Raw genomic sequence first — 24,185 nt, 5'->3', positions numbered from 1 at the left:
CGCGCTCAGCGATAAACCGGGAAGTCTGCGCACAGGGCCGAAACCTGCTGGGCAACATTGGCCTCGACGTCGGCATCGCCGAGGTTATCGAGGATGTCGCAGATCCAGCCCGCGAGGGTTTCACACTGGCTGACCTTGAAGCCTCGCGTGGTCACCGCCGGGGTGCCGATGCGCAGGCCCGAGGTCACGAACGGCGACTGCGGGTCGTTCGGCACGGCATTCTTGTTGACGGTGATGTGCGCACGGCCCAGCGCGGCGTCGGCGTCTTTGCCGGTGAGGCCCTGACGGATCAGGCTGACCAGGAACAGGTGGTTGTCGGTGCCGCCGGAAACAACATCGTAGCCACGATTGATAAACACGCTGGCCATCGCCTGGGCGTTATCGATCACTTGCTGTTGATAAGCCTTGAAACCCGGCTCCAGCGCTTCCTTGAAGCACACCGCCTTACCGGCGATAACATGCATCAGCGGGCCGCCCTGCGCGCCGGGGAATACGGCGGCGTTGAGCTTCTTCTCGATCGCTTCGTTGGACTTGGCCAGAATCAGCCCGCCACGCGGCCCGCGCAGGGTTTTGTGCGTGGTGGTGGTGACCACGTCGGCGTACGGCAGCGGATTCGGGTACAGGCCGGCGGCAACGAGGCCAGCAACGTGGGCCATGTCGACGAACAGCAGCGCACCGACCTTGTCGGCGATCTGGCGGAAGCGCGGGAAGTCCAGGGTCTTCGAGTAAGCGGAGAAACCGGCGACGATCATTTTCGGTTTGCACTCGATGGCCAGGCGCTCGACTTCGTCGTAATCGATCAGCCCGGTGTCTGTGTTGATGCCGTACTGCACGGCGTTGTAGAGCTTGCCCGAGGACGACACTTTTGCGCCGTGGGTCAAGTGGCCACCGTGGGCCAGGCTCATGCCGAGGATCGTGTCGCCCGGCTGAATCAGCGCCAGGTACACGGCACTGTTGGCGGACGACCCGGAGTGCGGCTGGACGTTGGCGTAATCGGCGCCGAACAATTGCTTGGCGCGTTCGATGGCCAGCGCTTCGACTTTATCCACATGCTCGCAGCCGCCGTAATAGCGCTTGCCCGGATAGCCTTCGGCGTATTTGTTGGTAAGGCCGCTGCCTTGTGCCTGCATGACGCGCTTGCTGGTGTAGTTCTCCGACGCGATCAGCTCGATATGATCTTCCTGACGTTGCTCCTCGGCATTCATTGCCGCCAACAGTGCATCGTCGTAACCCTGGATCTGGTCTTGCTTGCTGAACATCGCGTCTCTCCCAGCGGCATCTGTGCGCCATTCGTCTCGGTCAGGCACCGGCAATCGCAGCGGTGCCCTTTGATGCGATGGTATGACCGGCACAGACAGCTCAAATGCCTGCGCGCGCCACGCAAAGGTGCGTTTACGACATGGCTGGAAAGGACCTCTTCGAAACGCCGCAGATCCCCTGTGGGAGCGAGCCTGCTCGCGAAGAGGCCGGCACCTCCGACATAGAAGTTGGCTGGCAGACCGCTTTCGCGAGCAGGCTCGCTCCCACAGGGGTCAGGCGATGATTTGGCGGATGACAAGCAGCATGAGGAAATGCATCGGATACAGCGCATACGCCCAGCGGCGCATCGGTGGCGGACGGAGATGTCGCACCTGTCGTAACAGGAGCATCCCCAGCGTCGGTGCAAACAGGCATGTCGCCAAACCCATAATCGCCACGCGGTTGCCGAAACGCGCCGATTCGAGCAGCACCTGCCATTGATTCGCCGCCAGACAAATCAATCCCGGCAGCAGGCTGAAATACCACGGCCGACGAAACACCAGCAGCATCGCCAGCGGCAGCAGCACGCCGAAGAAACCGAACATCAGTCGTTCCGGGAACGCCGCCCCCAGCAACAGCGCGGCCAAGGCGAGCAGCCGCGGCATCCACGAGGCGTCCTGCCAGCCCCGCGCCACCAAAAGCCCCAACGCCAGGGTCGGCATCGCGTTCAAGGTGTCGGGATCGGAAATGTACAAGCGATACGGAATTTCACTGACGGCGCTGAACAGCGACAGCCAGCCCAGATAACGCCACTCCATCTTCCTCGAGCCGTCACGCGCCAGATTCGCCGCCATCGCCAGGCAAAACCACGGAAAGGCCAGGCGCCCTGGCACAAACAGCCAATCGGCGGAAAAGCCGACATATCGCAGGTGATCGAGCAACATGCTCAGCAGCGCCAGCCACTTGAGCAGATCCAGAGCGCCGTCGCGTTGGCTCAGGTGCATAATCGGCCCATAAACTGGTAATTTTCTCCACCCGACATCACGTGTGCTCCCCGGAAGATCTTCGGTAAAGTGCGCATCCTCATTGACCACGAGCCTTCACAAGAGTCTCGATTACGGAAGCCGGCCATGACCGACAAGAGCCAACAATTCGCCAGCGACAACTATTCCGGTATCTGCCCTGAAGCGTGGGCAGCCATGGAACAGGCCAACCACGGCCACCAGCGTGCTTACGGCGACGATGAATGGACCGCCCGCGCGGCCGATCATTTCCGCAAACTGTTCGAAACCGACTGTGAAGTGTTCTTCGCGTTCAACGGCACCGCCGCCAACTCGCTGGCCCTGTCGTCGCTGTGCCAGAGTTACCACAGCGTGATCTGCTCGGAAACCGCCCACGTCGAAACCGACGAATGCGGCGCTCCGGAATTTTTCTCCAACGGCTCGAAACTGCTGATCGCCGGCACCGAAAACGGCAAGATCACCCCGCAATCGATCCGCGAGGTCGCGCTCAAGCGTCAGGACATTCATTACCCGAAACCCCGCGTGGTGACCCTGACTCAGGCCACTGAAGTCGGCAGCGTCTACACCCCTGAAGAAGTCCGCGCCATCAGCGCCACCTGCAAGGAGCTGGGCCTGCACCTGCACATGGACGGCGCGCGTTTCTCCAACGCCTGCGCATTCCTCGGCTGCTCGCCAGCGGATCTGACCTGGAAGGCCGGCGTCGATGTGCTGTGCTTCGGTGGCACGAAAAACGGCATGGCCGTGGGTGAAGCGATCCTGTTCTTCAACCACAAACTGGCTGAAGACTTCGACTACCGCTGCAAACAGGCCGGGCAACTGGCGTCGAAGATGCGCTTTTTGTCAGCGCCGTGGGTGGGCATCCTCGAAAACGACGCCTGGCTCAAATACGCCCGCCACGCCAACCACTGCGCACAACTGCTGGCAGAACTGGTCAGCGATATCCCGGGCGTGGAGCTGATGTTCCCCGTCCAGGCCAACGGCGTATTCCTGCAACTCTCGGAACCGGCCATCGCCGCACTGACGGCCAGAAGCTGGCGCTTCTACACCTTCATCGGCAAGGGCGGCGCCCGCTTCATGTGCTCCTGGGACACCGAAGAAGAACGCGTGCGGGAACTGGCGCGCGATATTCGTGAAGTCATGTCTGCCTGACTTCGGCAGCAAGATCCGCCGCCGGTGCAAGGCCGAGCGCCGTCACGACGCGGAGCGTCAAGGGCTGCATTCCCACGCAGAGCGTAGGAACGATCAATCAAAAAAACTCTGCGGCCCAACCCGATCGTTCCCATGCGCAGCAAAGGAACGCCGCCCGGGACGCTCCGCGTGTGAGCGTTCAGCTCTGGTGCGTGCGCACTACTCAGAACTCAATCCGCACATCCCCCTTCGGCACGCTGCAGCACGACAAGATAAACCCTTCAGCCTCATCGTCCTCGGTAATCCCGCCGTTGTGCTCCATCTCCACTTCGCCGCCGAGTTTCAGCACCTTGCACGTGCCGCAGATGCCCATGCCGCAGGCTTTCGGGATCATCAGGCCAAGCTTGGCCGCCGCGGCATGCACGGTTTCGCCAGGGCCGACGCGAATGCTTTTGCCGGAGGCGGTGAATTCGACCTGGTGCAGGTCCGCCGCGTCGACTTCCGGCGCATCAGCCGCCTGCTCTGCCTGTTCCACCGCGTCGGCGCGGGCCTCCGGTGGCGTGGCGCCGAAGGATTCTTCGTGGTAGCGCGACATGTCGTAGCCCGCCGCTTCCAGCAAGCGCTTGACCGCGCTCATGTACGGCGTCGGGCCGCAGCAGAACACTTCGCGCTCCAGGAAGTCCGGGACCATCAGTTCGAGCATCTTGTGATTCAGATAACCGCGATAGCCGGCCCATGGCTCGCCGAGACCATGTTTTTCGCAGATCAGGTGCAGGCTGAAGTTATCAATGCGCGACGCCATGTGCTCCAGCTCGCGGTGGTAAATGATGTCTTTGGGCGAGCGCGCGCTGTGCACGAAGGTCATGTCGACGTTGGCGTTGGTGTCGTAGAACCAGCGCGCCATCGACATGCAAGGCGTGATACCGACGCCGCCGCTCAGATAGAGGACTTTCGGGCTCGGGAAGTCGATGCCGTTGAACAATCCCACCGGGCCATGCACCGCCAGCTCTTGGCCCTCGTGAAGGGTGTCGTGCAACCAGTTGGAAACCTTGCCGCCCGGCACGCGTTTGATCGTTACCGAAAAGCTGTACGGCACCGACGGCGAGCTGGAAATGGTGTAGGAACGCATGATGGGCTGGCCTTCGATTTCCAGCTCCAGGGTCACGAATTGCCCGGGCTTGAAGAAGAACAGAATCGGCTGGTCGGCCATAAAGCAGAAGGTGCGCACATCCCAGGTTTCCTGGATGACTTTGACGCAACGGACAATGTGTCGGCCATTGGCCCAGGTCTGGGTGGTGACCGGATTCAGGAAGCTGTTGGACATGCTGTTCTCCACGGCCGACTGTCGGCCTCTTGACGGCGATTCTGCGTATAGCGCGGACCGCCCGTTTACCTATCCGCGACATTGACATACTTATCGCGACCAGCCCCCAACCACCGGGGCTTGCGCGTCGGGAACAGATTGCGCCATGTCGCCCATGGATAAGGTCCGGGGCAGCGCCGGGCCCACACTCGCCCCAACACAAGACGACTTCTTTACACCTTGCGTAGCAACCGTTTTGCAGCACACCTGATCAGCCACTTTCGCCGGCCACGCAGAGGCCATGAGGATTACATCGATGGACGTCACCGCAAAAATCAGCCTGGGCGATCCGCTGGAACCCGCACGCAAGGCCACCGCACAAATGCTTCAGGAGCGTGAGCGCACTTTTTCGCTGCCTCAGCCGTTCTACAGCGACGAGCGGCTGTTCGATATCGACATGCAGGAGATTTTCCAGAAAGAATGGTTGATCGCCGGCATGACCTGCGAAATCCCGGCCAAGGGCAACTACCTGACGCTGCAGATCGGCAAGAACCCGATCATCGTGATTCGTGGCGCCGAGGGCGTGGTGCATGCGTTCCACAACGTTTGCCGCCACCGAGGCTCACGGCTGTGCACCAGCGAAAAAGGCAAGGTCGCCAAACTGGTCTGCCACTACCACCAATGGACCTACGAACTCGACGGTCGCCTGCTGTTCGCCGGCACCGAAATGGGCGCCGACTTCGACATGAAGCAATACGGCCTCAAACCGGTGAACGTGAAGACCGCTGGCGGCTACATCTTCATCAGCCTGGCAGAGAACCCGCCGGCCATCGATGACTTCCTGTCGACGCTCAACCATTACATGGAACCGTACGACATGGAGAACACCAAGGTGGCGATCACCACCACCTTGATGGAAAAGGCCAACTGGAAGCTCGTGCTGGAAAACAACCGCGAGTGCTACCACTGCAACGCCTCGCACCCGGAACTGCTGAAAACCCTGCTGGAATGGGACGACGTCACCGATCCGCGTGCCGATCAGGCGTTCAAGGATCACGTCGCCGCCTCCGCCGCTGCCTGGGAAGCCGAGAAGATCCCCTACGCCCACGCCAGTTTCGGCCTGCGCAACCGCATCGTGCGCATGCCGCTGCTCAAGGGCACCGTGTCGATGACGCTCGACGGCAAGCAGGGCTGCGCCAAACTGATGGGCCGAATCAAGAACCCGGACCTCGGCTCGATGCGCATCCTGCACCTGCCGCACTCGTGGAACCACTGCATGGGCGACCATATTATCGTCTTCACCGTGTGGCCGATCAGCGCGCAGGAAACCATGGTCACCACCAAATGGCTGGTGCACAAGGATGCCGTTGAAGGTGTCGATTACGACGTCGAGCGGATGCGCCAGGTCTGGGACGCAACCAACGATCAGGACCGTCGCCTGGCCGAAGAGAACCAGCGCGGGATCAACTCCACTGCTTACCAGCCTGGGCCTTACTCAAAGACTTACGAGTTTGGCGTGGTCAACTTCGTGGATTGGTACAGCGAGCGGATGCTGAATAATCTGGGAGCTGAGCCGGCTCCGTATCTCAAAGGCGTTCCGGTTCAGGGCTGATCAAGAACGAAAGATCACAGCCTGCGGCAGCTCCTACAGGTGGAATGCATTCCCCTGTGGGAGCGAGCCTGCTCGCGAAGGCGTCCTGACCTACACCACCAGTCTGATTGATCAATTTCTGTTCAATAACCTCCTCACCCTTACGTACCAAGCCCTCCAGCCTTCCGCAAACAAGTTATCCACACACCCTCCCACAGCAAATGGGGTAACTGTGGATGAGTTAAAAAATATCCTGCTGATTTGCAAAGAAAAATCGTGACTTATTCTGAATCATGGTTTCTGAAAACGATCGATCGTTTTTTGATCAATCTCGTACAGACCACGGTTTTAAAGGTCTCTAGCGGGTAGCGAACACGTTATCCACAGAAGCGCCAACAGAGATCGGGGACAACTTTGAACCGCCTGTGGAAAAGCATCTGCAACTGGGGGAAAACCCCTCGCATTGGCAGCTCTCGGCGCCAGGAAGGCGCATTTGATCAATAATTGATCAAACCCATGTAAGCCCTGCTACATATGGCCTACAGCTGATAGCGAACATCTTATCCACAGAAGCGCCAACAGAGATTGGGGGCAACTTCTCGATATATCGCGAAGGAAAAGCCCGATAAATCCGTGAGTTACGCTGATCGTTTTTTGATCGTCTGGCTGGAAGGCTTGAATGGCGTGGGGTGCGCTGAAGGGCGAACACGTTATCCACAGCTTCGCCAACAGGGATTGTGGGCAAACAGTAAAGATTGGCTGTGGATGAATGCCAATGTGGGAGCGAGCCTGCTCGCCAATGCGTCGGGTCAGTCGATGCATGTGTCGGCTGACAGTCCGCCTTCGCGAGCAGGCTCGCTCCCACAGGGGTTATTCCATGCCTGGAAGAGGGTGACTAGCGGACAACGCCCTCTTCAATCAGCAACTTCAGAATCGCCTCCGCCCCAGCCTGCGCGGTAACGCCTTTGAGCACCTGCCCCCCGCCGCCACTGGCCTTGGCCGTCGCGGCCTTCATCCGGTCGGCGCCGCTCTTGGCCTTGATCACCTTCAAGCGCTTGGGCCTTGGCTTGGCCGGTTGCAGTGTGGCGACGGCCAACAATTCGTCCTCCACCACTTCAACGTCATCGGCGGCCAATTCGCCCCGTCGTGCCGGGCCGTACGCACTCTGCCGAGGCTTCGGCGCGGCGTTATCCACAGTCGCCAGAAACGGCAACTTCACCTTCAACCGCCGCCGCTGTCCACGCGGCAACGCCTGCAGCACCAGCGCCGAACCGTCGTTGATCGACTCGACCTGCGCCAGGCCAATCACCAGTGGCCAACCCAGGCCCTCGGCCAGCAGAAACGGCAACATTCCCGAGCCCTCCCCGGTTTCCGCCTGGCTCCCGGTCAGCACTACCTGCGCGCCGGCATCGCGCAGATACGCGGTGAGCGCCGGCAACGCATCGGCGCCCGGCGGCTGTTCAAGCACATGCAACTGTTCCAGGCCCATGCCCAGATAAGCGCGCAGCGCCGGTTCCGCGACGTCGCCGGCGTGCAGTACTTGCAGGTTATCCCCAGCCAGTTGCAGGCCCAGTTCCACAGCGCGTGCATCCTGATCGGCGCGGCGGGGCCGGCCGGAGGTCGGGTGGGCGCCGATGGAAACAAGGCTGATCACGTTGGTGCTCATAACTGTTTTTCCTTATGCCGCGTCGCGTCTGCCGTCGTTGCGATAGGCCTCTACCGCCGCGATCAGGGCCTGCAGGATTGCTGCGCTTTCGCCGATCACCGAGAGGTCGGCGCGTTTGATCATGTCGCAGCCCGGGTCAAGGTTGATCGCCACCACCTTGTCGCAGGCGCCGATGCCTTGCAGGTGCTGAATCGCCCCGGAAATGCCCACCGCCACGTACACCCGCGCGGTGACCCAGGTGCCGGATGCGCCGACCTGCCGATCACGGGCCATAAAGCCATCGTCCACCGCGACGCGGGAGGCGCCTTCGGTGGCGCCCAGTGCAGCGGCGGTCTGGTGGAACAGTGCCCAGTCTTTCACGCCGTTACCGCCGGAGAAAATGAACTCGGCCTCGGCCATCGGAATTGCCGCCGGGTCGACCGCCACCGCGCCGAGATCCTCTATGCGAGACAGACTGCGCACAACGCTTGTGGATAACTCCACCGGCAACGCTTCGTGACGGGTTTCGCTGACCGGTTCAGCGCATTCGGCAGCGGCGAGAATCAACCGTGCGAGCGGACGCGCCAAGTCTTGCAACCCTGCGCCGGCGCGGCCAATGCACTCCTGATCCTTGACTTGCCAGACCCGCGTTGCCGGGCGCTCGCCGAGTGCGGCGGCAAATCGCCGGCCGAGTTCGCCGCCACCGCTGCGGCTGTCCGGGAGCAACCAGTGACGCGGGTTGAACTGGTTATCCACAGCACGCAAACCCTGCACCCGTTGCTCCGGTGCATAACCGCTGAATTCTTCACCTTCGAGCACCAGCAAGCGATCAACGCCTGCCGTGGCAAAAGCACTTTCCTTATGCTCGCCAAACACCACGGCGAGCACCGCGCCGTCCGCGCCGGCGAGTTGGTGAGCGAGGCCAAGCAAGTCACGATCGTGACTGCTCAGGCGACCGCCGACCATGTCCGGCACCACGCTGATGTAGAACGCCGGCGCCGGCACCTGATGCAGCGGCAGTTGCACTTGTGCTGTCGCAGAACGTTTGACCGCCCCGCCCTGTTGCGCGCCGCTGCGGTCGATGCGCTTGATGCCGTTGGGGCCGATAAAACCCACGCCGTGCGGGTTCTTGCGGATGACGCCGTTAGGCCCCATCCAGCTGTGCAGCGCCGGTTGCATCGCCGCGTGCAACGGATGCAAGCGGTTACGTGCGATCCATTCGGCGCGGGGATCGCGGCGGATAATGTCGCTCATCAATGCACCTCCGCAGGTTCACGTTTGGCCGGCGTGGCAGGCTTGTTAGGCGCCGCGTCTTCGAGCAACGCGTCGGCCACCAGCTCGGCAATGTCCTTGATCAACGGACGCGGTTCGACCACGCCTTCGAGCATCGCCGTGCATTGTGGACAACCCACCGCCACCAGCTCGGCGCCGGTTTCGCGGATGTCTTCCATGCGCATGTCGGGGATGCGCTGCTTGCCCGGAATGTCGGTGATCGGCGCGCCGCCCCCGCCGCCGCAACAGCGCGAACGGAAGCCGCTTCGCTGCATCTCTTTGACTTCGATGCCGAGCGCGCGCAGCACTTCACGCGGAGCTTCGTATTCACCGTTGTAGCGGCCGAGGTAGCACGGATCGTGATAGGTCACGCTGTTGCCTTTGTGCTGCCCAAGATTGAGCGCGCCGGCCTGAATGATTTCCGCCATGTAGGTGCTGTGGTGCTGCACCAGGTAGTTGCCGTCGAAGGCGCCGTACTCGTTTTTCAGCACGTGAAAACTGTGCGGATCGCAGGTGACGATGCGGTTGAAGCTGTATTTGGCCAGTGTCTGGATGTTGCGTTTGGCGAGCAGCTGGAACGTCGCTTCGTCGCCCAGACGCCGGGCCACGTCACCACTGTCGCGTTCTTCAAGGCCGAGCACGGCGAAGTCGATTTTCGCCGCCTTCAGCACTTTGACGAACGCGCGCAGGGTGCGCTGGTTGCGCATGTCGAAGGCGCCGTCGCCGACCCAGAACAGCACGTCGGTGGATTTCTTTTCGCTGAGCAGATTGAGGTTCAGGTCCGCCGCCCAGTTCATCCGCCCGCCAGGTGCGAAGCCGCCGGGGTTGTCGGTGGCGATGAGGTTTTCCAGCACCTCGGCACCCTTGTTCGGCGTCGCGCCTTTTTCCAGGGTCAGGTGCCGGCGCATGTCGACGATGGCATCGACGTGCTCGATCATCATCGGGCATTCCTCGACGCAGGCGCGGCAGGTGGTGCACGACCACAGGGTTTCGGCATCGACCAGACCGTTGACGATCGGTTGATGCGGATTGCCGCCGTGTTCGCCGATGGGTTTGCCGGGATAAGGGCTACCAGCGAACTTGGCGTCAGTGCCGCCAGCGAGTCCGACGACCATGTCCTGAATCAGTTTTTTCGGGTTCAGCGGTTGGCCGGCAGCGAAGGCCGGACAGGCCGCTTCGCACTTGCCGCACTGCACGCAGGCGTCGAAACCGAGCAATTGGTTCCAGGTGAAATCCTTGGGTTTTTCCACGCCCAGCGGCGCGTCGGGATTGTTTAGGTCGAGCGGTTTCAAACCGGTCGAGCGCCCACCACCAAAGCGTTCGGGGCGACGGTGCCAGGCCAGATGCAGCGCACCGGCAAAGGCGTGTTTCATCGGCCCGCCCCAGGTCATGCCGAACAACAGTTCCGACACGCCCCACAGCACACCGATGCCAAGAATGACAGCGAGCACCCAGCCACCGAAGTTCGCCGGCAGGATCCCGGCCACAGGCAACGTCACCAGGAAAAACGACGCCGAGAACGCCAGCAGGCTTTTCGGCAGGCGCATCCATGGGCCTTTCGACAGCCGTGCCGGTGGATTGCGCCGACGCAGGTACATGAAGATCGCACCGACGAACATCACCGCCGACATCAGCAGCAGCGCGTAGCCGAGGATGCGGTTATGCAGGCCGAAACCATGCACCAGAATCGCCAGAACGATCGACGCCACCGCACCGCCGGCCGTGGCGACGTGGGTGTTGGCAATGTATTTGTCCCGCGCCACGACGTGGTGCAAATCGACCATGTAGCGCTTGGGCATGGCGAAGAGACCGCCGAGCAGGTCGACCTTGGCCGGCCGTCCCCGGCGCCACATGTTCACCCGCCGCAACGCGCCGAGAGCGGCAAGGGCCAGGGCTGCGAACAACAGGATTGGAAGAAGGGTGTTCAACATGGTGAAGCTCCCACCAGACAGCCTGGAGAAACACGATCCGCTTTACTGTGGGAGCGAGCCTGCTCGCGAAGGCGGACTGACATCCAGCATCGATGTCGACTGATCCACCGCTTTCGCGAGCAGGCTCGCTCCCACAGGGTTATGTGCAAGCCTTAAAAGTCTTTACACAGTCTGAGTGCGTCATAGATGGCCGCGTGGGTATTACGCTGCGCCACGCAGTCGCCGATGCGGAACAGCAAGTAGCCGTCGCCCGCCTCGCTCAGCGAAGGCTGCGGCTGGATCGCGAACAGCGCTTCGACGTCGATCTGGCCCTTGTTGCGCGAGCCTTCCTTGAGGGCGTAGTAGATTTCCTCGTCCGGGCGCACGCCGTTTTCGACGACGACCTGATCGACCACCCGCTCTTCTTTGGCGCCGGTGTATTCGTTTTCCAGCACCGCGACCAGTTTGTCGCCTTCGCGATAGACCTTCTCCAGCATCATGTCGCCGGTCATGATCACTTCTTTCGGGTACATGCTGCGGTAATAGGTCGGGAACGAGGTGCCGCCGATGGCCACGCCCGGTTTGATGTCGTCGGTGACAATCTCGACCTGGCTGCCCTTGTCGGCGAGGAAGTCGGCGACCGACATCCCGGTGAACTCGCAAATGGTGTCGTAGACCAGTACGTTCTTGCCCGGCGCAACCTTGCCGTCGAGTACATCCCAACTGCTGACCACCAGCCCTTCGGCAGCGCCCCAGTGTTCGTTCTGCTCAAGGTATGGATGCCCGCCGACCGCCAGCACCACCACGTCCGGACGCAGGTCCATGATGGTATCGGCGTCCGCCGCCGTGCCCAGACGCAAGTCGACTTTCAGCCGCGCCAGCTCCAGCTGGAACCAGCGGGTGATGCCGGCGATCTGGTCCCGCTGCGGCGCTTTCGACGCGGTGGTGATCTGCCCACCGATGAAGTCTTTCTTCTCGAACAGGGTCACGTCGTGGCCACGTTCAGCCGCCACGCGCGCCGCTTCCATCCCGGCCGGGCCGGCACCGACGATCACGACCTTGCGTTTCGGCCCGGTGGATTTCTCGATGATGTGCGGCACACCCATGTACTCACGGGAAGTCGCGGCGTTCTGGATGCACAGCACGTCCAGGCCTTGATACTGGCGGTCGATGCAGTAGTTGGCGCCGACGCACTGCTTGATCTGATCGATCTGGCCCATCTTGATCTTGGCGATCAGGTGCGGGTCGGCGATGTGCGCGCGGGTCATGCCGACCATGTCGACGTAGCCGCCCTCGAGAATGCGCGTGGCCTGGTTCGGGTCCTTGATGTTCTGCGCGTGCAGCACCGGGACCTTGACCACTTCCTTGATGCCGGCCGCCAAGTGCAGGAATGGCTCCGGTGGATAACTCATGTTCGGAATGACGTTGGCCAGGGTGTTGTGGGTGTCGCAACCCGAGCCGACGACGCCGATGAAGTCGAGCATGCCGGTGTCGTCGTAATACTTGGCGATCTGCTTCATGTCCTCGTGTGACAAGCCGTCCGGGTGGAACTCGTCGCCGCACAGGCGCATGCCCACGCAGAAGTCGTCACCGACCTCGGCGCGCACGGCTTTGAGCACTTCCAGACCGAACTTCATCCGCCCTTCGAAACTGCCGCCCCATTCGTCGGTACGCTTGTTGACGCGCGGGCTCCAGAACTGGTCGATCATGTGCTGGTGCACGGCCGACAGTTCGACACCGTCCAGGCCACCGGCCTTGGCCCGGCGCGCCGCCTGGGCGTAGTTACCGATCACCCGCCAGATTTCTTCCGGCTCGATGGTTTTGCAAGTGGCGCGGTGCACCGGTTCGCGAATGCCCGACGGGGACATCAGGGTCGGCCAGTGGAAACCGTCCCAGCGCGAGCGCCGGCCCATGTGGGTAATCTGGATCATGATCTTGGCGCCATGCTTGTGCATGGCGTCGGCCAGATTCTGAAAGTGCGGAATGATCCGGTCGGTGGCCAGGTTCACCGAACTCCACCATTGCTGCGGGCTGTCGATGGCGACCACCGACGAACCACCGCAGATCGCCAGACCGATGCCGCCCTTGGCTTTCTCTTCGTAATATTTGACGTAGCGCTCGGTGGTCATGCCGCCGTCAGTCGCGTAGACCTCGGCGTGCGCGGTGCTGAGCACGCGGTTGCGGATGGTCAGTTTGCCGATCTGGATCGGCTGGAACATTGCTTCAAAAGCCATGGCAGGGTCCTCGGCTTACAACGGCTTGACGACGAACAGGCCGTCATCGTGGCCCTCTTCGGAGCCTCCGTAGACTTGCTCGGCCACAGTACGAATCTTGCTGCCGCGCGCTTCAAGGATCTGATCCATGGCGCCGGCAAACCAGCCAGTGAACATGTAATCGACTTTGCGCCCGACCTTGCCGTAGACGTAGACGAACGCCGAGTGCTCGAGCTTGACGCTGGCGATGCCTTTGTCCAGGTCGATGTCCTGGATCTTGAACAGGCCCCAGCCACGCTGCGACAGGCGCTTCATGTAGTGCTCGAACACCGCAACGCCTTCCAGGCCGTGGCATTCAGCTTCTTTTTCACACCAGTGCCAGGCGGATTTGTAGCCGGCCTTGTAGAGGATTTCGGCGTACGCATCGGCACCCAGTACTTCCTCGATGCCCATGTGGTTGTTGACGAAGAAATGCCGCGGCACGTACAGCATCGGCAGAGCGTCTGAGGTCCAGACACCGGTCTCGCTGTCGACTTCGATGGGCAATTGCGGGGCGATCTTGGCCATGGAAACTTAACTCCAGAAAATTTTGTGTGTTGCCCCCGGCGCGGATGGCCGGGGGAAAGGATTCAGAAGTGCAGCGGCTTATTCGCCCCAGACGTCTTTTAGGACGTTCACCCAGTTCTCACCCATGATCTTGCGCACCACACGCTCGGAATGGCCGCGCTTGAGCAAGGTTTCGGTGAGGTTCGGGAATTCGCCAACGGTGCGGATACCCAGCGGGTTGATGATCTTGCCGAAGCTGGTCAGACGGCGGGCGTAGCCCTTGTCGTGGGTCAGGTATTCGAAGAAATCCTGACCGTGGCCCTGAGTGAAATCAGTACCGATGCCGATGGCGTCTTCGCCGACGATGTTCATGGTGTATTCAATGGCTTCGGCGTAATCGTCGATGGTCGAATCGATGCCCTTGGCGAGGAACGGCGCAAACATCGTCACGCCCACAAAGCCTCCGTGGTCGGCAATGAATTTGAGTTCTTCATCGGACTTGTTGCGCGGGTGCTCTTTGAGACCCGAAGGCAGGCAGTGGGAATAGCAGACCGGTTTTTTCGATTCGAGGATGACTTCTTCAGATGTCTTGGAACCGACGTGGGACAGGTCGCACATGACGCCGACACGGTTCATCTCGGCGACGATCTCGCGACCGAAACCCGAGAGCCCGCCATCCCGTTCGTAGCAACCGGTGCCGACCAGATTCTGCGTGTTGTAGCACATCTGCACGATGCCGACGCCGAGCTGCTTGAACACCTCGACATAGCCAATCTGGTCTTCGAAGGCGTGGGCATTCTGGAAGCCGAAGAGGATGCCGGTCTTGCCCTGTTCCTTGGCGCGACGGATGTCGGCAGTGGTGCGCACCGGCATGACCAGGTCGCTGTTTTCGCGGATCAGCTTCTGGCTGGCGGCAATATTGTTCACGGTCGCCTGAAAGCCTTCCCACACCGACACCGTGCAGTTGGCCGCCGTCAGGCCGCCCTTGCGCATGTCCTCAAACAGCTCGCGGTTCCATTTGGCAATGATCAGACCGTCGATAACGATGCTGTCGGCGTGTAATTCGGCTGGGCTCATCAGGCGTCCCCTTATTGGCGATTCATGCGCCGAATCGTCTGCCGGCGCTTTGGGGCCAGCATATGCCTCGCTGCCGGGGCGACCGGGTGCAAAAACGACAGGGGAATTGCCGAAAGCGTCAATCCGCGACAAAGGGTCATCAGCCGCGCTGCCCGGCCGGCTGTTCAAGCCTGCGCGCTTGCGCCAGAATCTGCCGCAGCCTGCACACACCAATGGATTAGAGCGCCCCCATGAAATCGATCTTCCTCGCTTTTGCACTGATTGCGACCGGCGTCCACGCCGCCGAAGAATCCGAGAACAACCCGTGCGACGCGGTGGAAAACGACATCCAGACTCTGGAATGCTCGACCTACAGCCGCACCACCGCCGAAGACCTGCTCAAAGACAACTACGCCAGCCTCAACGAACGCATGCAGACCGCGTACGGCAAAAACGCCACGCAATTGGCGGACATCACCGCCAAACTCAAGACCGCCCAGCAACAATGGCTGAAGACGCGGGATGCGGATTGCGCGGTGGAAGCGTTCCCGGCGACGGCGGGGAGCAAGGCGTTTACCATTGCGCAGAATGACTGCGTGGCGCGGATGAGTGATGAACGGTCGGAGTTTTTGGAGTCGATCGGGCAGGAGTGAGTATTTGAGCTGTAAGCTGAACCTATTGAGCCAGTAAAGGATTCCCATGAACATCTGCGGCATTGAAATCAAAGGCAGCGAAGCGATCATCGCCGTGGCTGCGCTCGACGGTTCGACGTTGAGCCACGCTCCTCTCGCCACCAAAAAGATTGCGCTGGATGACGATGACGAGGCGGCGAATGTAAAACGGTTCGCGGCGCAGGTCGCGTCGTTTGTGCGGGAAAATTCGGTGAACAGGATTGCGATCAAGAAGCGCAGCAAGAAGGGTGAGTTTGCCGGTGGGCCGACGACGTTCAAGATTGAAGGCGTGTTTCAACTGCTAGATGGTTGTGAAGTGACGCTGCTGTCGCCGCAGACGATCAATGCACAGGCCAAGAAGCACAATTTCGAGCTGCCAGGGACGTTGAACAAATATCAGCATGAGGCTTATAAAGCGGCGTGTTCGGCGTTGGTGAAAAAATAACCCAATTCCCCAGACACAGCGAGCCCATGTGGGAGCGAGCTTGCTCGCGAAGGCGGTGTGTCAGTCAGTGAATGAGTCGGCGGGTCCACCGCATTCGCGAGCAAGCTCGCTCCCACAGGTTTATTCGCTGGTTTCAAGATCAGGCCTGCGCGGTACGCCGGTCTTCGCGGGGACAGCGGGCGAAGCGTGCACGATAGCTGCGGGTGAAATACGAGGGTGATTCAAAGCCACAGGCGATGCTCACTTCGAGCACGCTCATGTCGGTCTGGCGCAGCAATTGCCGAGCCTTTTCCAGCCTTAACCGCAGATAGAAATTGCTCGGCGTATCGTTGAGGTGCAGCCGAAACAATCGCTCCAGCTGCCGTCGCGTCACTTTGATCGATTCCGCCAATTGCAGCGTGGTCAGCGGCGGTTCGCTGTGCTGTTCCATCTCACCGATCACCTGCACTAGTTTCTTGTTATTGATCCCGTAGCGCGTGGCGACTTCCATGCGCTGGTGGTCTTTGCGCGGGCGGATGCGCCCCAGCACAAATTGCTCGCTGACCTGAATCGCCAGTTGCGGGCCGTGGGCCTGGGCGATCAGATCAAGCATTAAATCGATCGAGGCCGTGCCGCCCGCCGAGGTGATGCGGCGGCGGTCGATCTCGAACAGCTCCTGGGTCACGCTGAGCTGTGGATAAGACTCCTTGAAGGCATCGATGGCTTCCCAGTGCAGGGTCAGGCGATGGCCGTCGAGCAGGCCCGCTTCGGCAAGGACGAAGCTACCCGTGTCGATCGCGCCGAGGGTTACGCCGTCGTTGTCCAGGCGCCGCAGCCAATGTTCCAGCGTCGGCGTTACGCATTTCAGCGGCTCAAACCCGGCAACCACCAGCAACGTCGCACCTTTCTTCAGCGGCTCCAGCGCCGCATCGGCGTTTACCGACATGCCGTTGCTCGCCAGCACCGCCCCGCCATCTGCGCTGAGCACGTGCCAGCGGTACAGCTCGCCGCGAAAGCGGTTGGCCACGCGCAGCGGTTCGATGGCGGAAATAAAGCCGATGGCGGAGAACCCGGGCATCAGCAAAAAATAGAAATCCTGGGGCATGGGCGCACTCGGTTGGCGGGTCGCGTGGCTCGTTGATACGCCGATTGTCGTCGCCGTTCAAGCGAGCAGGTCGCTACAGTGCAAATGCCGGTCGCCGCAGTGCGCTTTGACGGGCGCATAGCTGCGTAACTTTGCATCACCGGCGCGCCAGATGCCGGGAACCCAATAACGATCTGCCGAGGAACCCGACATGAAACGACTGATCAGCAGCTGTGTTCTTGCACTCAGCGGTACCGCTTTTTTCAGCACCGGGGTCATGGCGGCCGATCCGGCGTCGTGCAAGAACGTGCGCATGGGCGTGGTCAACTGGACGGATGTGATCGCCACCAGTGCCATGGCCCAGGTCCTGCTTGACGGCCTCGGCTACAGCACCAAACAGACCAGCGCGTCCCAACAAATCATCTTCGCCGGGATTCGCGATCAGCGGCTGGACCTGTTCCTCGGCTACTGGAACCCGCTGATGACCCAGACCATCACCCCGTTTGTGGAAGCGAATCAGGTCAAGGTGCTTGATGCGCCGAGCCTGAAAGACGCCCGCGCCACCCTCGCCGTGCCAACGTACCTGGCCGACAAGGGCCTGAAAACCTTTGCTGACATCGCCAAATTCCAGAAAGAACTGGGCGGCAAGATCTACGGCATCGAGCCGGGCTCGGGCGCCAATACGCAGATCAAGGCGATGATTGCCAAGAACCAGTTCGGCCTGGGTAAATTCCAGCTCGTCGAATCCAGCGAGGCCGGCATGTTGGCCGCGGTCGATCGCGCCGTGCGCCGCAAGGAAGCCGTGGTGTTCTTCGGCTGGGCGCCGCACCCCATGAACGTCAACGTGCAGATGACGTACCTCACCGGCAGCGAAGACGCCCTCGGCCCGAACGAAGGTATGGCCACGGTGTGGACGGTTACTTCGCCAAAGTACGCCGAGCAATGCCCGAACATCGGCCGCCTGCTGACCAACCTGACCTACACCGCCGAAGACGAGAGCCGGATGATGCAGCCGCTGCTCGACCACAAGGATGCCTTCGAGTCGGCAAAACAATGGCTCAAGGATCATCCTCAAGACAAACAGCGCTGGCTCGAAGGCGTGACCACCCTGGATGGCAAACCGGCCGCTGAAAACCTGAAATTGACCAGCAAATAACTCGCATCGAATCGACGCTTCGCAGCCCCGCAACGGGCTGCGGACAGACCCATCACGCCTGAAGGAAACGCACCATGAATCACGACGTCATCATCACCTGCGCACTCACCGGTGCTGGCGACACGACCGCCAGAAGTCCGCACGTGCCGGTCACCCCGAAACAGATCGCAGCTGCGGCGGTTGAAGCGGCCAAGGCTGGCGCCACCGTTGTGCACTGCCACGTGCGAGATCCGCAGACCGGCAAGTTCAGCCGTGACGTGGCGTTGTACCGCGAAGTGATGGAGCGCATCCGCGAAGCCGACGTCGACATCATCGTCAACCTCACCGCCGGCATGGGCGGCGACCTGGAGATCGGTGCGGGCGAGCATCCGATGGAGTTCGGCCCAAACACCGATCTGGTCGGCCCCCTCACGCGCCTGGCTCACGTGGAAGAGCTGCTGCCGGAAATCTGCACCCTCGACTGCGGCACGCTTAACTTCGGCGACGGCGACACCATTTACGTCTCCACTCCGGCACAACTGCGCGCCGGTGCCAAGCGCATCACCGAGCTGGGCGTGAAGGCCGAACTGGAGATTTTCGACACCGGTCACCTGTGGTTCGCCAAGCAGATGATCAAGGAAGGCTTGCTCGACAACCCACTGTTCCAGCTGTGCCTGGGCATCCCGTGGGGCGCGCCGGCGGACACCACCACCATGAAAGCCATGGTCGACAACCTGCCGGCCGACGCGGTGTGGGCCGGGTTCGGCATCGGCCGCATGCAGATGCCAATGGCCGCGCAAGCGGTGCTGCTGGGCGGCAACGTGCGCGTCGGACTGGAAGACAACCTGTGGCTGGACAAGGGCGTGCTGGCGACAAATGGGCAACTGGTCGAGCGCGCAACCGAGATCCTCAGCCGCCTCGGCGCCCGGGTGCTGACCCCGGCCGAGGGCCGCAAGAAAATGGGCCTGACCCAGCGCGGCTAACGAACTCACCTCAAAACCCTGTGGGAGCGAGCCTGCTCGCGAAGAGGCCGGTACATCCGACGCATCTTCATCAGCAATGCCACCGCATTCGCGAGCAGGCTCGCTCCCACAGGAGATCACCGAACCCTTCAGGAAATCACCATGCGCTTTATCACTGAAATCAAAACCTTCGCCGCGCTGGGCAGCGGTGTCATCGGCAGCGGCTGGGTCGCTCGAGCCCTCGCCCATGGCCTGGATGTGGTGGCCTGGGACCCTGCGCCCGGCGCCGAAGCGGCATTGCGCAAACGCGTGGCCAATGCCTGGGGTGCGCTGGAAAAAAACGGTCTGGCGCCGGGTGCTTCACAAGATCGCCTGCGCTTTGTCGCAACCATCGAAGAATGCGTGCGCGATGCCGATTTCATTCAGGAAAGCGCTCCCGAGCGGCTGGAACTCAAACTCGATCTGCACAGTAAAATCAGCGCGGCAGCCAAGCCCGATGCGCTGATCGGCTCCAGCACCTCGGGCCTGTTGCCCAGTGAGTTCTACGAGAGTTCGAGCCACCCCGAGCGCTGCGTGGTCGGTCATCCATTCAACCCGGTTTATCTGCTGCCGCTGGTGGAAGTGGTGGGCGGAAAAAACACGGCGCCCGAGGCGATCCAGGCGGCGATGAAGGTTTACGAATCCCTCGGCATGCGTCCCTTGCATGTGCGCAAGGAAGTGCCGGGGTTTATTGCCGACCGCTTGCTCGAAGCGCTGTGGCGGGAGGCTTTGCATCTGGTCAACGACGGTGTGGCAACCACCGGCGAGATTGACGATGCGATTCGCTTTGGTGCCGGGCTGCGCTGGTCATTCATGGGCACATTCCTGACTTACACGCTGGCGGGCGGTGATGCCGGGATGCGCCACTTCATGTCCCAGTTCGGCCCGGCGTTGCAATTGCCATGGACGTATCTGCCGGCGCCGGAACTGACCGACAAGTTGATTGACGACGTGGTCGATGGCACCAGCGATCAACTGGGCAGACACAGCATTGCGGCGCTGGAGCGCTATCGTGATGATTGTTTGCTGGCGGTGCTTGAAGCGGTGAAGACCACCAAAGAGAAGCACGGGATGAGTTTCAGCGAGTAAACGCAGTTCCCTGTGGCGAGGGAGCAAGCTCCCTCGCCACATGTGTTCCGCCAGCGATTTATGGAGTTCAGCCATGCCCAGCCTCACCACCTACCAGACCACCATCATTCCCGACTGGGTCGATTACAACGGCCACCTGCGCGATGCCTTCTACCTGCTGATTTTCAGCTACGCCACCGACGCGCTGATGGATCGCCTCGGCATGGACAGTAGCAATCGCGAAGCCAGCGGTCACTCGCTGTTCACCCTGGAGCTGCACCTCAATTACCTGCACGAAGTGAAGCTTGATACCGAGGTCGAGGTTCGCACGCAAATCATCGGCCACGACAGCAAACGCCTGCATCTCTATCACAGCCTGCACAAGGTCGGCGAAGACCGGGAACTGGCCGGCAACGAGCAGATGCTGCTGCACGTCGACCTCGCCGGGCCGCGCTCGGCACCGTTCAGCCCCGACACCCTGCATCGTCTTCAGGCCATCGTCAGCGAGCAGACCGACCTGCCCGCTCCCGCTTACATCGGCCGTGTGATCGCATTGCCACCCGCCCGATAAATCCACTCCATCGCCAGGAGCCGCCATGACCACTGCTGCCGCTGTTGCCGACTTCCGTACTTATCCGTTGATCTGCGCGCCAAGCGGCGTGCAGAGCCTGGCGGATCGCATCAACCTGGAGTGGGCTGACGGGCGTATCAGCCCGTTCCACCATCTCTGGTTGCGTGATAATTGCCCGTGCGACCGATGCGTTTACAGCGTCACCCGCGAACAGGTTTTCGAGATAGTAGATACGCCTGACGACCTCAAACCGACAGCGACACATATCGATAACGATGGCTGCCTGCTGATCGACTGGCCGGACGGTCATCACAGCCGCTTCGATCCCGGCTGGCTGCGCGCTCATGCCTATGACGATGTATCCCGCGCCGAACGTCTGGCCGGCATACCGCAAAGCCATTTATGGCGCAGCGATTTGCAAATACCGGTGTTCGAATACACCGTGCTGATGAATGACAACAGTGCCCTCCTGCAATGGCTGCTCGCCGTGCGTGACATTGGCCTGACTCAGGTGCGCGGCGTGCCTACCGATCCGGGCTCACTGAAACTCATCGCCCAACGCATCTCCTTCATTCGCGAAAGCAACTTCGGCGTGCTATTCAACGTGCAATCCAAAGCCGATGCTGACAGCAACGCCTACACCGCTTTCAACCTGCCATTGCACACCGACCTTCCTACCCGCGAGCTGCAACCGGGGCTGCAATTTCTGCATTGCCTGGTGAATGATGCCGAGGGTGGCGAGAGTATTTTCGTCGATGGTTTTGCGATTGCCGACGCCTTGCGCAGTGAAGACCCGAAGGCGTTTCAGGCGCTGTGTGAAATCCCCGTGGAGTTTCGCAACAAGGATCGCCATAGCGACTATCGCTGCCTGGCGCCGATCATTGCTTTGGACGCCTTGGGACGTGTGGCGGAAATTCGCATGGCGAATTTCTTGCGCGGGGCGTTCGATACGTCGGTTGAGCAGATGCCACGGCTGTATCGGGCTTATCGACGTTTTATCGCCATGAGCCGAGAGTCCCGATTTCGTGTGATGCACCGGCTCAATCCCGGTGAGCTGTGGTGCTTTGATAACCGCCGCACGTTGCATGCGCGCAATGCGTTTGACCCGGCCACCGGGGCGCGGCACTTCCAAGGCTGCTATATCGACCGCGATGAGCTGTTGTCGCGGATTCTGGTGTTGCAACGCTAGACCGCGTCATCGTTCTTCGCGAGCAGGCTCGCTCCCACAATTAATCGCATTCCCCTGAATGAACGCGGTTACCTGTGGGAGCGAGCCTGCTCGCGAAGGCTTCAGCAGCAACACACCGTTCTCTGATTCACAGGCAAAAAAAACTCCGATCAAGCCGTGACAGGATCGGAGCTGAGGAGGGTACTGTTGAGGAGCTGCCGAGCGAGGGTGACCAAACCTTCGTGAAGCGAGCTTGGGCCAGTTTGCCCACTCCCGACCCGCTTCAGCTATCCGAAAACGACCTGTTCATAGTCGTCATGGTCACCGCGACAAAACGTCCTTGCCGCGCCTGGCCGTGGCTACCAGAATCGATGCAAGACCTCCGTTGCCACAGAAGGATTTGCGTGATGATGTACGCCGATTTGATTGACCAGGAAGATCTGTTGGGCCAGCTCAAGGCTTTGGGTATCCAGATGCCGAGTGGTTCGACCGCCGAACAGGCCTGCGAGTGTGCGGTACGAGGGCTGGATAATGTTCGCGCCTTTGAACTGCGCAAAATGGTCAAAGACATGTACACCAGCGGCGCCAGCATCCAGCCGGCGGTGCGTCAGGCGATCGACAAGCAGTTGTTGCCCGCCCTTTCGGATTACCAGCAGTCCCACAGCGCCTGAGAAACCAATTCGCGAGCAGGCTCGCTCCCACCTCGCAATGCATTCCGACTGTGGGAGCGAGCCTGCTCGCGAAGAACGATGACTCGATCTACAGCCTCACACTGGCAAACGTCGACTCGTTGCGCGCCTGGCTCAGCGCCGACATCGGCCCTGACAGCGGCGACATCACGATGGCCTGCGGCAGCGGCAGCATCGCCACTTGCTGGGTGGTGTTGGAGCCTACGCGCTCGTCACGCGGCGGAATGCCGAAGTATTCGCGGTAGCACTTGGAGAAGTGCGGCGTCGAGACAAACCCACACACCGACGCCACCTCGATGATCGACATCGGCGTCTGCTTGAGCAATTGCCGCGCGCGGATCAGGCGCAGCTTGAGGTAGTAGCGCGACGGTGAGCAGTGCAGGTATTTCTGGAACAGCCGCTCCAGCTGGCGCCGCGACACGGCGACGTAGACCGCCAGTTCATCAAGATCGATCGGCTCTTCCAGATTGGCTTCCATCAGCGCGACGATTTCCTGCAGCTTCGGCTGATTGGTGCCGAGCATGTGCTTGAGCGGCACGCGCTGGTGATCCTGCTCATTGCGGATACGCTCGTAGACGAACATTTCCGAGATGGCGGCGGACAACTCACGGCCATGGTCGCGGCTGATCAGGTGCAACATCATGTCCAGCGGTGCGGTGCCGCCAGAGCTGGTGAAACGGTTGCGATCGAGGGTGAACAGGCGTGTGCTCATGGCCACGCGCGGGAAAGCTTCCTGCATCGCCGCCAGACATTCCCAATGCACGCTGCAATCGAAACCGTCGAGCAGGCCGGCGCAGGCCAGCGCCCAACTGCCGGTGCACACAGCGCCAAGGCGCTTGGACTGACGCGCCTGACTTTGCAGCCAGGACACGTGTTCACGGGTCACGGTGCGTTGAATACCGATGCCGCCGCAGACAATCACGGTGTCCAGCGGCGGGGCTTTGTGCATGGAGGCGTCGGGAGTGATTTGCAGGCCGTCACTGGCCCAGACCTGGCCGCCGTCAACGGTGAGGGTGCTCCAGCGATACAGCTCGCGACCGGACAATTGGTTGGCCATGCGCAACGGCTCAACGGCGGACGCCAGGGAAATCAGCGTGAAATTGTCCAGCAGCAGAAAGCCGATGGATTGAGGCGCACGGTTCTGGGGTTGGGCCCCGGAGTTGAACGACGTCATCGCGGTATCTCCTCACACAAAGCGGGTGATGGCCTCAGGCGGAGGCTCTTGTTATGGCCGGCGTTCCCTCGCGGGAAGCAGGCTTTGTTATGACAGAGCAATTGCCATGCCTAAAATTGGATGGCCGTTCAATAACTCCTGAAAACGACGTCGCGACGTGTCTATACGAGACGTCGGAACACGGTATTTCGAAGTGCCATCAAACGCCGCCACAGCCCTGCTTCGCAGCCTGTGAGCAAATCGGTAGCACTTGTGGGAACAGGCCTGTCGGGGAC

General features: G+C 61.0%; 21 protein-coding genes. 10 read left to right on the top strand and 11 right to left on the bottom strand.

Annotated features, from left to right (window positions below; all coding sequences use genetic code 11):
- Positions 1-5: 5 nt before the first annotated feature.
- The gene (glyA, locus tag HU727_RS23475) at positions 6-1,259 is read right to left on the bottom strand and encodes a serine hydroxymethyltransferase (protein ID WP_186532962.1); all 1,254 of its coding nucleotides are present in this window, start codon (positions 1,257-1,259) and stop codon (positions 6-8) included.
- A gap of 273 nt (positions 1,260-1,532) precedes the next feature.
- Positions 1,533-2,243 carry a TraX family protein gene (locus HU727_RS23470; RefSeq protein ID WP_186532963.1) on the bottom strand — a complete coding sequence of 237 codons (711 nt, stop codon included), beginning with the start codon at positions 2,241-2,243 and terminating at the stop codon, positions 1,533-1,535.
- 126 nt (positions 2,244-2,369) lie between these two features.
- Here HU727_RS23470 and HU727_RS23465 point away from each other — a divergent pair, with 126 nt between their 5' ends.
- Positions 2,370-3,410, top strand: coding sequence for a threonine aldolase family protein (locus HU727_RS23465; RefSeq protein ID WP_186532964.1), 1,041 nt, complete (start codon positions 2,370-2,372; stop codon positions 3,408-3,410).
- A 202-nt stretch (positions 3,411-3,612) separates the two neighbouring features.
- Here the strand turns inward: HU727_RS23465 and gbcB are convergent, their stop codons facing one another.
- Complete coding sequence (gene gbcB, locus HU727_RS23460; protein WP_186532965.1) at positions 3,613-4,713, bottom strand: glycine betaine monooxygenase reductase subunit; 1,101 nt, start codon at positions 4,711-4,713, stop codon at positions 3,613-3,615.
- 295 nt (positions 4,714-5,008) lie between these two features.
- Here gbcB and gbca point away from each other — a divergent pair, with 295 nt between their 5' ends.
- A complete protein-coding gene (gbca, locus tag HU727_RS23455) occupies positions 5,009-6,304 on the top strand; it encodes a glycine betaine monooxygenase oxygenase subunit (protein ID WP_039757637.1) in 1,296 nt (431 codons plus the stop codon).
- An 874-nt stretch (positions 6,305-7,178) separates the two neighbouring features.
- Here gbca and etfB read toward each other — a convergent pair.
- The 6 genes from etfB to HU727_RS23425 form a co-directional block, all read right to left on the bottom strand.
- Positions 7,179-7,949 (bottom strand): electron transfer flavoprotein subunit beta, encoded by a 771-nt coding sequence (gene etfB, locus HU727_RS23450; RefSeq protein ID WP_186532966.1) that lies wholly within the window; start codon positions 7,947-7,949, stop codon positions 7,179-7,181.
- A gap of 12 nt (positions 7,950-7,961) precedes the next feature.
- Positions 7,962-9,182: an electron transfer flavoprotein subunit alpha gene (gene etfA / locus HU727_RS23445; RefSeq protein WP_186532967.1), complete on the bottom strand. Its 1,221-nt coding sequence runs from the start codon at positions 9,180-9,182 to the stop codon at positions 7,962-7,964.
- A complete protein-coding gene (dgcB, locus tag HU727_RS23440; protein WP_186532968.1) occupies positions 9,182-11,131 on the bottom strand; it encodes a dimethylglycine demethylation protein DgcB in 1,950 nt (649 codons plus the stop codon). Before dgcB ends, etfA begins: the two co-directional genes overlap by 1 nt.
- A 152-nt stretch (positions 11,132-11,283) precedes the next feature.
- Complete coding sequence (dgcA, locus tag HU727_RS23435) at positions 11,284-13,344, bottom strand: dimethylglycine demethylation protein DgcA (protein ID WP_186532969.1); 2,061 nt, start codon at positions 13,342-13,344, stop codon at positions 11,284-11,286.
- A gap of 15 nt (positions 13,345-13,359) precedes the next feature.
- A complete protein-coding gene (locus HU727_RS23430; protein WP_186532970.1) occupies positions 13,360-13,890 on the bottom strand; it encodes a 4-vinyl reductase in 531 nt (176 codons plus the stop codon).
- Between the two features lie 78 nt (positions 13,891-13,968).
- Positions 13,969-14,946 carry a dipeptidase gene (locus HU727_RS23425; RefSeq protein ID WP_027610650.1) on the bottom strand — a complete coding sequence of 326 codons (978 nt, stop codon included), beginning with the start codon at positions 14,944-14,946 and terminating at the stop codon, positions 13,969-13,971.
- A 230-nt stretch (positions 14,947-15,176) separates the two neighbouring features.
- On the opposite strand from HU727_RS23425, the gene HU727_RS23420 reads away from it, so the two are divergent.
- Together HU727_RS23420 and HU727_RS23415 are read left to right on the top strand one after the other, a co-directional pair.
- Positions 15,177-15,578 carry a lysozyme inhibitor LprI family protein gene (locus HU727_RS23420; protein WP_186532971.1) on the top strand — a complete coding sequence of 134 codons (402 nt, stop codon included), beginning with the start codon at positions 15,177-15,179 and terminating at the stop codon, positions 15,576-15,578.
- Between the two features lie 46 nt (positions 15,579-15,624).
- Complete coding sequence (locus tag HU727_RS23415) at positions 15,625-16,041, top strand: DUF3010 family protein (RefSeq protein WP_186532972.1); 417 nt, start codon at positions 15,625-15,627, stop codon at positions 16,039-16,041.
- A 139-nt stretch (positions 16,042-16,180) separates the two neighbouring features.
- On the opposite strand, the gene HU727_RS23410 is transcribed toward HU727_RS23415, so the two are convergent.
- Positions 16,181-17,125 (bottom strand): GlxA family transcriptional regulator, encoded by a 945-nt coding sequence (locus HU727_RS23410; RefSeq protein ID WP_186532973.1) that lies wholly within the window; start codon positions 17,123-17,125, stop codon positions 16,181-16,183.
- A gap of 190 nt (positions 17,126-17,315) precedes the next feature.
- Here HU727_RS23410 and choX point away from each other — a divergent pair, with 190 nt between their 5' ends.
- From choX to HU727_RS23380, 6 genes are all read left to right on the top strand, one after another.
- Complete coding sequence (gene choX, locus HU727_RS23405) at positions 17,316-18,260, top strand: choline ABC transporter substrate-binding protein (RefSeq protein ID WP_186532974.1); 945 nt, start codon at positions 17,316-17,318, stop codon at positions 18,258-18,260.
- Between the two features lie 74 nt (positions 18,261-18,334).
- Entirely contained in the window at positions 18,335-19,222 is an 888-nt protein-coding gene (gene cdhC / locus HU727_RS23400; protein ID WP_186532975.1) for a 3-dehydrocarnitine:acetyl-CoA trimethylamine transferase CdhC, read from the top strand.
- 141 nt (positions 19,223-19,363) lie between these two features.
- Positions 19,364-20,329 carry an L-carnitine dehydrogenase gene (locus tag HU727_RS23395; RefSeq protein ID WP_186532976.1) on the top strand — a complete coding sequence of 322 codons (966 nt, stop codon included), beginning with the start codon at positions 19,364-19,366 and terminating at the stop codon, positions 20,327-20,329.
- Positions 20,330-20,402: 73 nt separating this feature from the next.
- The gene (locus tag HU727_RS23390; protein WP_186532977.1) at positions 20,403-20,879 is read left to right on the top strand and encodes a thioesterase family protein; all 477 of its coding nucleotides are present in this window, start codon (positions 20,403-20,405) and stop codon (positions 20,877-20,879) included.
- Positions 20,880-20,904: 25 nt separating this feature from the next.
- Positions 20,905-22,068 (top strand): gamma-butyrobetaine dioxygenase, encoded by a 1,164-nt coding sequence (locus HU727_RS23385; RefSeq protein ID WP_186532978.1) that lies wholly within the window; start codon positions 20,905-20,907, stop codon positions 22,066-22,068.
- A 386-nt stretch (positions 22,069-22,454) separates the two neighbouring features.
- Positions 22,455-22,718, top strand: a complete 264-nt coding sequence (locus HU727_RS23380) for a hypothetical protein (RefSeq protein ID WP_186532979.1) — start codon at positions 22,455-22,457, stop codon at positions 22,716-22,718.
- Positions 22,719-22,806: 88 nt separating this feature from the next.
- Here the strand turns inward: HU727_RS23380 and gbdR are convergent, their stop codons facing one another.
- Positions 22,807-23,910 (bottom strand): choline metabolism transcriptional regulator GbdR, encoded by a 1,104-nt coding sequence (gene gbdR, locus HU727_RS23375; RefSeq protein WP_007949927.1) that lies wholly within the window; start codon positions 23,908-23,910, stop codon positions 22,807-22,809.
- Positions 23,911-24,185 lie beyond the last annotated feature (275 nt).

The organism is Pseudomonas khorasanensis, from assembly GCF_014268505.2.
Taxonomy (GTDB): Bacteria; Pseudomonadota; Gammaproteobacteria; order Pseudomonadales; family Pseudomonadaceae; genus Aquipseudomonas; species Aquipseudomonas khorasanensis.
This window is presented reverse-complemented; position numbering and strand designations above follow the sequence as displayed.

Coding starts and splice junctions, on each gene's coding strand:
- gbca (WP_039757637.1), top strand. CDS start 5,009: ATGGACGTCACCGCAAAAATCAGCCTGGGCGATCCGCTGGAACCCGCA.
- HU727_RS23425 (WP_027610650.1), bottom strand. CDS start 14,946: ATGAGCCCAGCCGAATTACACGCCGACAGCATCGTTATCGACGGTCTG.
- etfB (WP_186532966.1), bottom strand. CDS start 7,949: ATGAGCACCAACGTGATCAGCCTTGTTTCCATCGGCGCCCACCCGACC.
- etfA (WP_186532967.1), bottom strand. CDS start 9,182: ATGAGCGACATTATCCGCCGCGATCCCCGCGCCGAATGGATCGCACGT.
- cdhC (WP_186532975.1), top strand. CDS start 18,335: ATGAATCACGACGTCATCATCACCTGCGCACTCACCGGTGCTGGCGAC.
- HU727_RS23380 (WP_186532979.1), top strand. CDS start 22,455: ATGATGTACGCCGATTTGATTGACCAGGAAGATCTGTTGGGCCAGCTC.
- gbdR (WP_007949927.1), bottom strand. CDS start 23,910: ATGACGTCGTTCAACTCCGGGGCCCAACCCCAGAACCGTGCGCCTCAA.
- dgcA (WP_186532969.1), bottom strand. CDS start 13,344: ATGGCTTTTGAAGCAATGTTCCAGCCGATCCAGATCGGCAAACTGACC.
- glyA (WP_186532962.1), bottom strand. CDS start 1,259: ATGTTCAGCAAGCAAGACCAGATCCAGGGTTACGACGATGCACTGTTG.
- HU727_RS23415 (WP_186532972.1), top strand. CDS start 15,625: ATGAACATCTGCGGCATTGAAATCAAAGGCAGCGAAGCGATCATCGCC.
- HU727_RS23410 (WP_186532973.1), bottom strand. CDS start 17,125: ATGCCCCAGGATTTCTATTTTTTGCTGATGCCCGGGTTCTCCGCCATC.
- HU727_RS23385 (WP_186532978.1), top strand. CDS start 20,905: ATGACCACTGCTGCCGCTGTTGCCGACTTCCGTACTTATCCGTTGATC.
- HU727_RS23395 (WP_186532976.1), top strand. CDS start 19,364: ATGCGCTTTATCACTGAAATCAAAACCTTCGCCGCGCTGGGCAGCGGT.
- HU727_RS23430 (WP_186532970.1), bottom strand. CDS start 13,890: ATGGCCAAGATCGCCCCGCAATTGCCCATCGAAGTCGACAGCGAGACC.
- HU727_RS23470 (WP_186532963.1), bottom strand. CDS start 2,243: ATGCACCTGAGCCAACGCGACGGCGCTCTGGATCTGCTCAAGTGGCTG.
- HU727_RS23465 (WP_186532964.1), top strand. CDS start 2,370: ATGACCGACAAGAGCCAACAATTCGCCAGCGACAACTATTCCGGTATC.
- choX (WP_186532974.1), top strand. CDS start 17,316: ATGAAACGACTGATCAGCAGCTGTGTTCTTGCACTCAGCGGTACCGCT.
- HU727_RS23420 (WP_186532971.1), top strand. CDS start 15,177: ATGAAATCGATCTTCCTCGCTTTTGCACTGATTGCGACCGGCGTCCAC.
- dgcB (WP_186532968.1), bottom strand. CDS start 11,131: ATGTTGAACACCCTTCTTCCAATCCTGTTGTTCGCAGCCCTGGCCCTT.
- HU727_RS23390 (WP_186532977.1), top strand. CDS start 20,403: ATGCCCAGCCTCACCACCTACCAGACCACCATCATTCCCGACTGGGTC.
- gbcB (WP_186532965.1), bottom strand. CDS start 4,713: ATGTCCAACAGCTTCCTGAATCCGGTCACCACCCAGACCTGGGCCAAT.